This window comes from Novosphingobium sp. 550D, from assembly GCF_057401885.1.
The window spans coordinates 2,568,996-2,581,344 of the sequence record NZ_CM171613.1 but is presented as its reverse complement, the minus strand read 5'-3'; the positions used below and the strand labels follow the sequence as shown (position 1 = coordinate 2,581,344).

At 60.5% G+C, this 12,349-nt stretch carries 16 protein-coding genes; 10 read left to right on the top strand and 6 right to left on the bottom strand.

What is annotated here, in order from left to right:
- Positions 1–34: 34 nt before the first annotated feature.
- The 3 genes from AC2S2E_RS12215 to AC2S2E_RS12205 all read left to right on the top strand — a co-directional run bounded on the left by AC2S2E_RS12215 (position 35) and on the right by AC2S2E_RS12205 (position 1,619).
- Positions 35–439, top strand: coding sequence for a PTS sugar transporter subunit IIA (locus AC2S2E_RS12215; RefSeq protein ID WP_476103868.1), 405 nt, complete (start codon positions 35–37; stop codon positions 437–439).
- A 19-nt stretch (positions 440–458) separates the two neighbouring features.
- A complete protein-coding gene (locus tag AC2S2E_RS12210) occupies positions 459–737 on the top strand; it encodes an HPr family phosphocarrier protein (RefSeq protein WP_476103870.1) in 279 nt (92 codons plus the stop codon).
- A gap of 81 nt (positions 738–818) precedes the next feature.
- Complete coding sequence (locus tag AC2S2E_RS12205) at positions 819–1,619, top strand: TrmH family RNA methyltransferase (protein ID WP_486522521.1); 801 nt, start codon at positions 819–821, stop codon at positions 1,617–1,619.
- Here the strand turns inward: AC2S2E_RS12205 and AC2S2E_RS12200 are convergent.
- From AC2S2E_RS12200 to recR, 4 genes are all read right to left on the bottom strand, one after another.
- A complete protein-coding gene (locus tag AC2S2E_RS12200) occupies positions 1,616–1,927 on the bottom strand; it encodes a hypothetical protein (RefSeq protein ID WP_486522520.1) in 312 nt (103 codons plus the stop codon). The genes AC2S2E_RS12205 and AC2S2E_RS12200 overlap by 4 nt on opposite strands.
- 355 nt (positions 1,928–2,282) lie before the next feature.
- Complete coding sequence (locus AC2S2E_RS12195) at positions 2,283–3,686, bottom strand: DNA recombination protein RmuC (protein WP_486522519.1); 1,404 nt, start codon at positions 3,684–3,686, stop codon at positions 2,283–2,285.
- A gap of 458 nt (positions 3,687–4,144) precedes the next feature.
- A complete protein-coding gene (locus AC2S2E_RS12190) occupies positions 4,145–4,714 on the bottom strand; it encodes a peptide deformylase (protein ID WP_476103878.1) in 570 nt (189 codons plus the stop codon).
- A 68-nt stretch (positions 4,715–4,782) separates the two neighbouring features.
- Complete coding sequence (recR, locus tag AC2S2E_RS12185; protein WP_476103880.1) at positions 4,783–5,376, bottom strand: recombination mediator RecR; 594 nt, start codon at positions 5,374–5,376, stop codon at positions 4,783–4,785.
- 53 nt (positions 5,377–5,429) lie between these two features.
- Here recR and fmt point away from each other — a divergent pair, with 53 nt between their 5' ends.
- Together fmt and truA are read left to right on the top strand one after the other, a co-directional pair.
- Complete coding sequence (gene fmt / locus AC2S2E_RS12180; RefSeq protein WP_486522518.1) at positions 5,430–6,338, top strand: methionyl-tRNA formyltransferase; 909 nt, start codon at positions 5,430–5,432, stop codon at positions 6,336–6,338.
- Positions 6,335–7,081: a tRNA pseudouridine(38-40) synthase TruA gene (gene truA, locus AC2S2E_RS12175; RefSeq protein WP_476103884.1), complete on the top strand. Its 747-nt coding sequence runs from the start codon at positions 6,335–6,337 to the stop codon at positions 7,079–7,081. The genes fmt and truA overlap by 4 nt, the downstream gene beginning before the upstream one ends.
- A gap of 394 nt (positions 7,082–7,475) precedes the next feature.
- Here the strand turns inward: truA and cobS are convergent, their stop codons facing one another.
- Positions 7,476–8,468 (bottom strand): cobaltochelatase subunit CobS, encoded by a 993-nt coding sequence (gene cobS / locus AC2S2E_RS12170; RefSeq protein WP_476103888.1) that lies wholly within the window; start codon positions 8,466–8,468, stop codon positions 7,476–7,478.
- Between the two features lie 87 nt (positions 8,469–8,555).
- Between cobS and AC2S2E_RS12165 the strand changes: the two genes are divergently transcribed.
- The gene (locus AC2S2E_RS12165; RefSeq protein ID WP_486522517.1) at positions 8,556–9,188 is read left to right on the top strand and encodes a glutathione S-transferase family protein; all 633 of its coding nucleotides are present in this window, start codon (positions 8,556–8,558) and stop codon (positions 9,186–9,188) included.
- Here the strand turns inward: AC2S2E_RS12165 and AC2S2E_RS12160 are convergent.
- A complete protein-coding gene (locus AC2S2E_RS12160; RefSeq protein ID WP_486522516.1) occupies positions 9,161–9,829 on the bottom strand; it encodes a winged helix-turn-helix transcriptional regulator in 669 nt (222 codons plus the stop codon). The two genes, AC2S2E_RS12165 and AC2S2E_RS12160, sit on opposite strands and share 28 nt — an antisense overlap.
- 99 nt (positions 9,830–9,928) lie before the next feature.
- On the opposite strand from AC2S2E_RS12160, the gene AC2S2E_RS12155 reads away from it, so the two are divergent.
- The 4 genes from AC2S2E_RS12155 (at position 9,929) to AC2S2E_RS12140 (ending at position 12,347) form a co-directional block, all read left to right on the top strand.
- Positions 9,929–10,714, top strand: coding sequence for a VOC family protein (locus tag AC2S2E_RS12155; protein ID WP_486522515.1), 786 nt, complete (start codon positions 9,929–9,931; stop codon positions 10,712–10,714).
- A 52-nt stretch (positions 10,715–10,766) separates the two neighbouring features.
- A complete protein-coding gene (locus tag AC2S2E_RS12150; protein WP_486522514.1) occupies positions 10,767–11,405 on the top strand; it encodes a glutathione S-transferase family protein in 639 nt (212 codons plus the stop codon).
- Positions 11,402–11,794 carry a VOC family protein gene (locus tag AC2S2E_RS12145; protein ID WP_486522513.1) on the top strand — a complete coding sequence of 131 codons (393 nt, stop codon included), beginning with the start codon at positions 11,402–11,404 and terminating at the stop codon, positions 11,792–11,794. Before AC2S2E_RS12150 ends, AC2S2E_RS12145 begins: the two co-directional genes overlap by 4 nt.
- A 115-nt stretch (positions 11,795–11,909) precedes the next feature.
- Complete coding sequence (locus AC2S2E_RS12140) at positions 11,910–12,347, top strand: SRPBCC domain-containing protein (RefSeq protein WP_476104191.1); 438 nt, start codon at positions 11,910–11,912, stop codon at positions 12,345–12,347.
- The last annotated feature ends 2 nt before the right edge of the window (positions 12,348–12,349 follow it).

Here is a 12,349-nt window from a genome sequence, read left to right as displayed (position 1 = left end):
TCAAGTTTCCACGAATGATGTTTGAGAATTGGGCATGATTGGCCTTGTTCTGGTAACCCACGGCCATCTGGCCGAGGAATTTGTTCGTGCGATGGAGCATGTGGTTGGCCGCCAAGAGGCCGTGGCAACCGTCTGTATCGGCCCCAATGACGATGTCGAACGCCGCCGCAAGGAAATTGCCGAGGCGATCAAGAATGTCGACAGCGGAGAAGGCGCGATCATCCTTACCGACCTGTTCGGCGGAACACCGTCAAATCTGGCCATTTCGCTGATGGAAGCGGGCCGGGTCGAGGTGATTGCCGGGATCAATCTGCCGATGCTGATCCGTCTGGCCGGCGCGCGCAAGGGCGCGAGCGTTCAGGTGGCCATCAGCGCGGCGCGCGACGCCGGGCGCAATTACATAACAATAGCGTCCGAATTTCTGGGCCAGGAAGCCTGAAAACAGGTGAGAGGGAAGCATGGGTGAAGCACGGGAAACCGTTGAAATCGTGAATGCAAAGGGCCTGCACGCCCGCGCAAGCGCGAAATTTGTCAATATGGTGGCGATGTTGCCGGGCGGCTTGAACGTCAAGGTCGTCAAGGACGGGACGGAGGCTGCGGGTGGTTCGATCCTCGGCCTGATGATGCTGGGCGCGGCGCGTGGCGACAATGTCGACATCGTGGTGGCCGGTGACGGCGCTGATCTGGCGCTGGCCAAACTGTCTGGTCTGGTCAAAGACGGATTTGGCGAAGACTAGACCCAATGGGTTCGACAGGACGGCGCCGGGTGGTTATAGGCCCGGCAGTTTTCCTGTTTCCCCACAAGGCTTGCCTCTGACATGCGCCGCAACATCACCGGCTTTTCCAATCCCACGGTCAAATTCCTGCGTTCGCTGCGGGAAAAAAAGTTGCGCAAGCGTGAGGGCCGTTTTCTGGCCGAAGGTTTGCGCCTGCTGACCGATGCGCGGGAAAGCGGGCGCTTGCCGGAAACTTTGGTTATGGCAGAAGGGCGTGATCCGCACCCGCTGCTTGATGCGCTTGAACTGGCCGTGCTGGATGCGGGCGGCGATGTGATCGAAACCAGCGAGGACATTCTTTCCAAGATCACCGGCAAGGATAACCCGCAGGCGGTCTGCGGCGTGTTCCGCGAATTCGATACCTCGCTGAACATCATTGACCGCCATAGCGCGCCAATCTGGCTAGTGGCGCAGGCGATGCGCGATCCGGGCAATCTGGGCACGATGCTGCGTACCGCCGATGCGGTGGGTGCCGGTGGATTGATTCTCCTCGACGATTGCGTCGATCCGTTCAGCGTCGAGGCCGTCCGCGCCAGCATGGGCGCCATCTTTACCGAAAAACTGGCCGTGGCGCGTTGGGAAGAGTTTCTCCCCTGGCTGCGCGGCGGTGAAGGCCAATTGGTGGCGGCCAGCCTGCGCGAAGCGGTGCCCTATCGCGGCGCGCCCTATGCGGGGCCGTGTTTCATCATGGTGGGCAACGAATCGCGCGGGTTGCCAGAAGAATATGAAATGGCCTGTGACCTGCGCGTGACGATGCCGATGAAGGGCCGCGCCGACTCGCTCAACGCCGCCGTCGCGGGCGCCGTTCTGGCCTATGAAGTCCTTGCGACGCTTGACGCCTAATCGCCAGAAACAAAGGCCGTGATGACCCAGCGGCCCTTTATACGTTCGGCCATGATGCGATAATCGGTGACGGAACGCAGGCTTTTGGTGGCGACATAGCCCTGAAGCTTGCCATGGCCGAGAACCGACACTTTCTGACGCTGACGACGCGGTTCCCACGGGCCAACCAATTCGCTCATCGCCCAATCGATCCGGGCCATTTCCTGCGCGCCCGACGGCCCGGCATAGAGCGGCACGTCCCGCCCCATGATCAATTGTCCCGCCGCCGGGTCATCAAGCGCAAAGCTTTTGGAGAAATACCAAGGCATCGTCGCAACGCCCCGGTGTCGCCTGCACCCAAGTTTCAGGACTTGATCGAGCGCCCGCCATAGACCGGCGCCATCACGCGACCTTAACCGACGCGCCAGTTCAGCGTTACCGCTGCCTCCTCCAAAATCGAGTTTAACATCGGGATCAACAAAGCGGATTAAGCCTTTGATATCACGATCACGAACCGATCGTACAATCTCACTGCGAAAAATAATGAAGCCGGGAATCGAGGCGCATTCATCGCGCGGTGCCAATCGGCCATCGACATGAACCGCAGAGGGAAGCCCGGCAAAAGCCGACACCGGGATCAACGTCAATACAAACCCCAGCGCTGGCCCCCACCTTGTCATCCGATCATTCACCGTCTGGCCAAGGCAGCGCCGAAGGTTCGACCACATCGCCATGGCGCGGCTGACTTTCGACCAACACGACATCTTCGATCTCGCGCTTGCCGATTTCGATCCCCTTGTCGCGCAGGCGGCGGCCACTGGCCATCACATTGCGTTCAAAGCTACCGACGAACTTGTTGTAATTGTCCACGGCACTGGTCAATCCGCCGCCAACGCGCTTTAGGTGATCGCCCGCAACCGCCAGTCGATCATACAATTCGCCGCCAAGACGGCCGATCTCGCGGGCTTCCTGCGCCAGCATATCCTGTTTCCACACCATTGCCACCGTGCGTGCAATCGCAACTAAATTCGTAGGTGTCGCCAGCAGGACCTTGTTACGGAACGCGAAATCCCAAAGCTCAGGATCTTTCTCCATCGCGGCGGCCACAAAGTGTTCGCCCGGCACAAACATCACGACATAATCGGGCGCTTCGGCAAACTGGCTCTGATAGGACTTGGTCGCCAGCGTTTGCACATGGCCCCGCATGCTGGCCACATGGCGGGCCAGAGCAATGTCGCGCGCCACGTCATCACTGGCCTCAAACGCCTCCTGATAGGCGTTGAGCGAGACCTTGGCGTCGATCACCAGTTTCTTTTGCCCCGGTATCGAAACGATAGCGTCGGGACGCAACCGCCCTTCCTCGGTGTCGATCGAATGTTCGGTGACGAAATCGGTATGTTCGGAAAGACCGCATTGTTCCAATACGTTACGCAGCGCCTGTTCACCCCAGCGCCCACGCGCCTTGGGAGCATTGGTCAGCGCATTGCCAAGACGCGCAGCTTCTTCGCGCACCTTTTCCTGACCATCGCGGATCGACTGGATCAGGCCGGTTAACTGGCCAAAGGCATCGACGCGGCCCTGTTCCAAAGCCGCAACCTGTTCCTCATAGGCCTTCAACCGGGCGCCGACCGGGGCCAGAACGGTACTGATCCGCTCCGCTTGTTTTTCCTCGCTCTGGGTAAATCGCGCCTCGGCACGAGACAGGAAAGCTTCCTGCGCCTTTTCCAGAACGCGCGCACCGGCAACCTCAAATTCCCGCCGCAACTGATCCTGCGATTCGAGCAGAAGGCGCTTCTGCTCTTCAAAATGCTCTGCCTGCGCGCGCAAAGTTGCCAGATCGCCCTGCGCCCGAAGCATATCGGCCCGCGCGCGGTCCAGATCATGCGCCAAGGTATCCGCCCGCGCAGCCCGTTCACTGGCCGCGGCAAGGTCGGTAATCGCACGGCGGAACCGTTCATCCAGTTCCGCAAACGCTTTTTCGCGCTCGGAAACCCTTACCTGCAAATCGGCCAAAGGGCGGCGGCCAAAAAACCAGCCCAACCCCAGCCCCGCAAGCAAGGCGACAAACACAAAAACGGCAGATTCCACGGTTCACTCTCCCGTCACAAACTCCGCAGGCGTCTAGCCTACGGAGCCTGTGTCTTCATGCTAGAGGAACCTATACAGATCCCTCAAAGCGAGTTCCTCGGTGGCAAATCCATCCTGAGAACAAGCAACAACAATGCCACAGGTCGCGATAAGCAACCAATGCCAACCGTCATTTTGAAGACACATGGAATAGAGGCCATATTTCATGCCTATCCTTTCATGTGTCTGGCGCTTTCTCAGCTCACCGTCGCTTGGCTATTGTGTCGAATCCTTCGCTATGCTCGGCAGCGTTGCATTTATCGAGGGCAGCAAGATCAACGAAAAAATATGCTCAGATCGGGGGTAAGCAAAGAGCATGGCACTATACCATGCGCCACCAGTGCCAACTGGACAGCCCCGAGATTCTAACAGAACAGAGGGGCAACACAACCCACCTCTCATTTTCCAACTGTGGAAAATCAAGCCAGCTTGCGCGCCTTTTCTAGCTTCTTGAGCGCCATGTTGCGCTTCAGACGCGAAAGATGGTCGATAAACAGGATGCCTTCGAGATGGTCGATCTCGTGCTGGATGCAGGTGGCCATCAGGCCCTCCATCGCTTCCTCATGCACGGTCCCGTCCAGATCCTGCCAGCGCAGGCGGCAGGTCGCGGGGCGTTCCACCTCGGCGTAAATGTCGGGGACCGACAGGCAGCCTTCCTGATAGACCGAAAAATCTTCCGACGGATCAAGGATTTCCGGGTTGATGAACACATGCGGTTCACGCTTCACCGGCTGATGCGTATGTTCATGCCCGCCGTGCGATGTGCAGACTTCGGGTTCGGCATCGGGGTCTTCAGGCTGAAGATCGACCACCACCACGCGCAGCGGCACGCCCACCTGAATGGCGGCAAGGCCAATGCCCGGCGCGTCATACATCGTTTCAAACATGTCCGCGACAAGCGTCTTGAGCTCATCATCAAACACGGTGACAGGGGCAGAAATCTGCTTCAGGCGCGCATCGGGCGCTTCCAGGATCGGTCGAATAGCCATAGGCCGCAGATAGTCTCACCCCGCCCCCGGCGCAAGGCGGTCCGTCCGATTTCTGTCATCGACCGGGACTAAACCGGACGCCTTGCCCGCAAGGCCTGCGCCAAAGTGCCTTCGTCAAGGTAATCCAGTTCACCCCCGACCGGCAAGCCATGCGCCAATTGGGTAACGCGGACCGGCATACCCTCCAGCCTTTCGGCGATGTAATGCGCGGTTGTCTGCCCCTCCAGCGTGGCATTCATGGCCAGAACGACCTCGTCCACACCGCCCGCCGCCACGCGGTCAATCAGGGGCGCGATCGACAGATCCTCTGGACGCACGCCATCCAGCGCCGACAAACGCCCGCCCAACACATGATAGCGCCCGGTAAACAGCCGCGCCCGGTCCAGCGCCCACAGATCGGCCACATCCTCCACCACGCAGATCGAGCGCGCATCCCGGCGCGGATCGGCGCAAATGGCGCAAGGGTTGGTCGTATCGACATTGCCGCAGGTGGTGCATTCGACCAGCCGGTCCTGCAACACCTCCAACGCATCACGCAATTGGCCCAGCGCCGTATCCCGGCGTTTGATCAACCACAGCACCGCCCGCCGCGCGCTGCGCGGGCCCAGCCCCGGAATACGCGCCAATACCTGCGCCAGTTGTTCGATCTCTTGCGATGCCATGCCGGTCCAGATAGGGCGGCGCGGAGCAAAGGCAAAGAGCCGGAAAGTGACTTATGCGCATCATCTATATGGGCACGCCCGAATTCGCCGTTCCGGCGCTGGATGCTTTGGTGGCCGCGGGCCATGACGTGGTGGCCGCCTATACTCAGCCGCCGCGCCCCGGTGGCCGCCGTGGCCGCGAATTGACGCCCAGCCCTGTGCATAAGCGGGCGCAGGAATTGGGCATTGAGGTCCGTCATCCGGTGTCGTTGAAGGGTGCGCAGGAACAGGCCGATTTCGCCGCCTTGAACGCCGATGTCGCGGTTGTGGCCGCCTATGGCCTGATCCTGCCGCGTGCGGTTCTGGCCGCGCCGCGCCATGGTTGCATTAACCTGCATGGCTCGCTCCTGCCCCGGTGGCGCGGCGCGGCGCCGGTACAGCGCGCCATTCTGGCCGGAGACGCGGAAACAGGCGTCGGCATCATGCAGATGGAGGCGGGACTGGACACCGGCCCGGTTCGCCTTGAAGGGCGTACGCCGATTGCGGACAAGACCACCGGCGAATTGACACTGGAATTGGCCGAAATGGGGGCGAGTCTGATCGTTCAGGTTCTTGCCGATCTCGACGCCTATCCAGCGAAGGCCCAGAGCGACGATGGCATCACCTATGCCCACAAAATCGACAAAGCCGAAGCGCGGCTGGATTTCAGCGCTGATGCCGCGCAAGTCCTGCGCCAGATCCGCGCCTTCATGCCCGCGCCGGGTGCTTTTTTTGAGCTGGAGGGTGAGCGGTATAAGGTGTTGTCAGCCGAATTGTCCGATGGCGCTGGCCAGCCCGGCGTGACACTGGACGATGCCCTAACCATCGCCTGCGGCAGCAGCGCAATCCGCGTCACCTCCATTCAGCGCGCCGGAAAGCCCGCCATGCCCGTAGGCGATCTGCTTCGCGGTCGACCGATTGCCGCAGGGACCGTGCTGGCATGACGCGCTTTGCCTTTACGCTGGAATTTGACGGTACGCCCTTCATGGGCCTGCAACGCCAGACCCACGGCCCTTCGGTCCAGCAAGCCGTCGAAGAAGCGATCCAGCGCGTCACCGGCGAAGAAGCGCTGATGTATGCCGCCGGGCGAACCGATGCGGGGGTCCATGCGCTGTTCATGCGCGCCCATGCCGATATCCAAAAGGACATCGCCCCGTTTCGCCTGATGGAGGCAATGAATTATCATCTGCGCCCCAACCCCATCGCGGTGCTGGATTGCCAAGTGGTGGCCGACGATTGGCACGCACGATTTTCCTGCATCGGGCGCAGCTATATCTATCGCATAGTCAACCGCCGCGCACCGCTGACTTTTGGGCGGAACCATGCGTGGCTGATCGGCAAACCTCTGGATGCCGAAGCCATGCATGAGGCGGCGCAATTGCTGGTGGGACACCATGATTTCACCACTTTCCGATCGGTCCATTGCCAGTCGGCCTCGGCGCTCAAAACCCTCGACAGCCTTTCGGTGCGGCGAGAAGGCGAGCAGGTGATCATCGAAACCGCCGCGCGTTCCTATCTGCACCATCAGGTCCGCTCGATGGTGGGGGCGCTGTCTTTTGTCGGCCTTGGGCAATGGCCGGTGGAACGGGTGGGCGAAGCGCTGGCCGCGCGTAATAGGCAGGCATTGCCGGTGAATGCGCCGCCTGATGGGTTGTTTTTCAACCGGGCGGTTTATCCGGGGGAGTAGGAAGGGATTAATGCGAGGGACGCGTCCCTCGCGCTCCCATTACTGTCTTCGCTGCGCGCCGATTAGACCTTGGGTTTAAGGCGCAACGTTCCAAAATTAAAGCCTTCGGCGCCCATTATCCGCGCCGCAGGCTTTAAAAATCATCACACTACCACGGGACCAAAGCGCAACCCCAAAATGGGATTTCAAAGGGGCCAAGTCCCTTTGCCCGCCGGAGGCAAATCTCAAGCCCTCAACGCCCCGCCCTGCCACTGCATTTCCGCCCATTCCCCGGCTGTCTCGCCGGTTCGGGCAGCATTTTGCATTTGGGCCGAGGTACGATACGCGCACCAACGCTGCGGACCTTCTTCCTGACCTCCAAAGGCCAGAAAGAAGGCCAATGCAGCAACAGGCATCAAGCCCGCGCCACCACGCTTTCGGGCAGATCGGTGCCAAACACGCGCTGGTAATATTCGGCCACCAGCACGCGCTCTGTTTCATCACACTTGTTGAGGAACGAGAGGCGGAAAGCGAAACCGGCGTCCTTGAAGATTTCGGTGTTCTGCGCCCATGTGATGACGGCGCGCGGCGACATCACGGTCGAAATATCGCCGTTGATAAACCCAGCGCGGGTCAGGTCGGCCACGCGCACCATGTCGGCGATCGTCTTTTCGGGCAGGCCGGGCACCTTCTTGTGGACGATGCCCGTTTCAGTCGCGTGGGGCAGATAGTTCAGCGCAACGACCATGTTCCAGCGGTCCATCTGGCCCTGATTGATCGCCTGCGTGCCGTGATACAGGCCCGACGTATCGCCAAGGCCCACCGTGTTGGCGGTGGCAAACAGGCGGAACCACTTGGACGGGCGGATCACGCGGTTCTGGTCCAGCAGGGTCAGCTTGCCCTCGGTTTCCAGCACGCGCTGGATCACGAACATCACGTCCGGGCGGCCCGCGTCATATTCGTCGAACACCAGCGCGGTCGGCGTTTGCAAAGCCCAAGGCAGCAGGCCTTCGCGGAATTCGGTAACCTGCTTGCCATCCTTCAAGACAATGGCATCACGCCCGATCAGGTCGATACGGCTGATATGCGCGTCAAGGTTAATGCGGATACAGGGCCAGTTCAGACGCGCGGCCACCTGTTCGATATGGGTCGATTTGCCCGTGCCGTGATATCCCTGAACCATCACGCGGCGGTTAAAGGCAAATCCCGCCAAAATCGCCAGCGTGGTGTCCGGGTCGAACACATAGGTGTCGTCGCGGTCGGGCACGCGTTCGTCCGCCACCGAAAAGGCGGGGACTTTCATATCGATATCAATGCCGAACACCTCGCGCACATCAACGGTGATGTCGGGGGCGCTCAGGATCGTGGTCGAGCGGCTGTCGGGCTGAATGTTCTGAATCTCGGTCATCGCGGGAAACTGCTAGCCGCTGCTTCTCGCGGCTGCAATATGTTTACTGGGTTCTGAAAACAGAATCGCTTGGGGAAAGGAATTATCATGGAACTTTATGGTGCCCTGTTTTCGCCCTTCGTGCGCAAGGTTGCGGTCGTGGCCGCGGAAAAAGGGATCGAACTGGACACTCCCGCCTTCAGCTTTGCCGATCCATGCGAGGATTTCCTGAAAGCCAGCCCCTTTCGCAAAATCCCCGCGATTTGCGACGGCGATTATCATCTCAGTGATTCCACCGCGATCTGTACCTATTTCGACGCTCTGGTCCCCAACCCGCCGATCTATCCGGTCGACGCCCGCGCAAGGGGCCGCGCCGTCTGGTTCGAGGAATTGGCCGACACGATCATGGTGCCCGCGATTGGCCCGGCGATCTTCAACCGTTTTGTCCTGCCCCGGTTGCGGGGGGTTTCGGGCGATGAAGAATCTGCGCTGGCGGCTATCGCAAAATTCAACGACGTGTTGGCCTATCTGGAAAGCGTGACGCCGCAGCAAGGCTGGCTTGCAGGCGAATTTTCACTCGGCGATATTTCGGTGGCCAGCCTGTTGCGGACCATCGAGTACATCGACGCCTCACCGGACCGGGAACGTTTTCCCCTTATCACCGCATGGTATGACCGCGTTACCGCTCGACCGGCGTGGCAAAAGGTGGCTGTTCAGGAAGCGGCGCTCGTCTCAGCCTGACCAGAGGTAACCTGTGGTGGCAAGGCAAAGCAACGGGCGAACATCATGGCCGTATAGGCATCGCCCGTCAGCGCCACTTCCGGCAATGTGGCCAGCGGCGCCTTGCCATAGATAAAGCTTTTGAGTGGGGCGGTGTTGGGAACGGTCAGCGTGAAGTCGCCCTGCCCGTTCCCGCGCTCAATAGACAAAGCGCCGCCCTGCAATTGCACCGTAAAGCTTTCGCGCCCGATGGTGATCGTGCCGCGCATATCCATCGCCCCGGCTTTTTCCGGCACGATCAGCGCCTTTAACGACAACATCAGCGACACCGGCGAGAGCGCCAGCGACATATCGCGATCCGGCGACATTAACGCCCATCGGCACATGCCGATCAGGATCGGTTCCACCGCACGGCCCCATGCCGTCAAACCGTAAAGTCGGTCGCCTTCTTTACGAACCAGCCCCGATGCCTCAAACCCCGTCAGCCTCTCGGTCAGCACCCTCGCGCTGATCCCCGGAAGAGCAAAGCGCAGATCGGTAAACCGCCGCGCGCCCAGCATAAGTTCGCGTAAAACCAGCCCCGCCCAGCGTTCACCCAACAGTTCCATACCCAGCGCCGCGCCGCATGCGTCGCCATACCAACGGCCATGGCCGTCGGTCATTTTGGGTTCGGTTACTTTTCCCAACTTCATAGTTGTATTTTGTAACCAGAGTGCCACGCTCTGTCGATACGAATCGCATCTGTTTTGGGGAGAAGATGCATGGAACCGCTCTTGGGCCAATGGATCTGGTACGAATTGATGACCAAGGACGCCGCGGGGGCCAAAAGCTTCTATGAAAAGGCGATTGGCTGGACCATCACACCGGGCGCCGAAGCACCTCTGTTTTATGGTCATATCGCAAGGTCGGATGGACGGCAAGTAGCCGGAATTCTGCCACTTTCCGACGACAGCCTGGCACAGGGCGCGCACCCGATGTGGGTGGGCTATATCGCCGTTGATGATCTGGACGCGACACTGGCACAGGTGATCGAACGCGGCGGGCGCGCCCTGATGCCCCGCATGGACATTGCCGAGGGCAGCTTTGCCATGGTCATGGACCCTTGGGGTGCTTGCTTCTATCTGATGCGCCCCACCCCCGCCCCCGACAGCGCCCCCTCGGTCGCCTTTTCCCCGCGTGATGCGCAAAGCGTCGGTTGGAACGAGCTTTACACCGGCAATTTCGATGAAGCGCTTGGCTTTTATACCGAAATCTTCGGCTGGGCGCCCGCCGGATCGATGGATATGGGCGAATTCGGCACCTATCAGTTCCTGTCGCACAAGGATGTGGTGATCGGCGCGATGATGCCAAAACCGCCGCATGTGCCGGTGGGCGGGTGGAACCACTATATCCGCGCCGCCGATTTCGACGCGGCCCATGCCGCCGTGGTTGCGGCGGGCGGCACTGTGCTGCACGGCCCCAGTGAAGTTCCGGGCGGCGACAGGATTATCAATGCGATAGATCCGCAAGGGGCCCCCTTTGCCATCGTGGGCCAGAAATTGGCTTGATAAGGGCGATATTTGCGACATCGTTCCGCAAATGTTCCAATGAGGATGCACGATGGCCAGCTATACGTTTTTCACCAATCCGATGTCGCGCGGCCAAATCGCTCGTTGGGCGCTGCATGAGGTTGGCGCCGATTACGAACAGGTGATCGTGGAATATGGAAAGCCCAAGCCGGAGGCGTTGCTGGCGGCCAATGGATTGGGCAAATTGCCGACATTGGTGCATGACACGGCGCAGGGTGAATATCCCATCGCCGAAACCTCGGCCATCTGCGCCTATCTGGCCGAAACCGAGGCGGATGGCACGCTGGCCCCCACGGCGCAGGAACGGGCGGCCTATTACCGCTGGCTGTTCTTTGCCGCAGGGCCGTTGGAACAGGCGATCACGGCCAAATCCATGGGGTTTGAACCCAATGAGCGTCAGAAGGTTAGCGTCGGTTACGGCTGCTATGATCTGGTGGTCGAAACGCTGGCCGCGCATTGCCGGGACAATGATTTCGTGTGCGGGGCGCGATTTACCATGGCCGACGTCTATGTGGGCAGCCATGTCCTGTGGGGCACGATGTTCAAGACATTGCCCGAATTGCCCGAATTTCTGGCCTATGGCGCGCGTTTGGCCGAAAGGCCGAAATATGCCGAGGCCAAGGCCATCGACCACGCCATGATTGCCGCAGCGCAAGAAGCCAAGGCATGAGCGACTGGGGCAAAAGCAAAGGCACGCTTTGCCTGTGGTATAACAAGGCCGTGCATGGCGGCGCAGAGGCTGCGGCGCAATTCTATGCCTCGCTCTTTCCCGATACGGCGGTGGGTCATGTCATGCGCTCGCCCGGCGATTATCCGGGGGGCAAGGCGGGCGATGCGCTGGTGGTGGAATTCACGCTGCTGGGCTTTGCCTGCATCGGCCTGAACGGCGGCGGGCATACGCAGCACACCGATGCGTTTTCAATGCAGGTCTGCACCGAAACGCAGGAGGAAACCGACCGTTATTGGGACGCGCTGATCAGCAATGGCGGACGCACGATGGCTGCGGATGGTGCGTCGACCGTTGGGGCATCCGTTGGCAAATCACGCCGCGCGCATTGATCGAAGGCATGGGCGATCCCGATCCGGCGGCGCGAGCACGGGTCTTTGCCGCGATGCAGACCATGGTGAAGGTGGACATCGCCGCCATTGAAGCCGCAAGACGCGGAAACGCATGATGCACGAATTATCCATCACCCGCTTTATCGCCGCCCCGCCGGAAAAGGTCTGGGACGTTCTGGTCAATCGCCAAAATGAATGGTGGTGCCCCGCCCCATGGCGGGCCGAAGTGACGCTTCAGGACCGCCGCCCCGGCGGCGCGTGCGAAATGACCATGTTCGGCCCCAATGGCGAGGAAGTGCCCTTGCGCGGTATCTATCTGGCATGGGACGAAGGGCGGCGGTTTGTCACGACCGATGCGGTCAATGGCGATCTGGAACCGGCCGGACCGTTCATGATCGGCATTTGGGAAGTGGCGCCCGAAGGCGATGGCACCCGCTATACCGCCAGCGCCCGCCATTGGACCGCCGAGGCCAAGGATCAGCACGAAGCCATGGGCTTTACCCAAGGATGGGGCGCCTGCGCCGACCAACTGGCCGCTTTGGCGCAGGCGTAAAT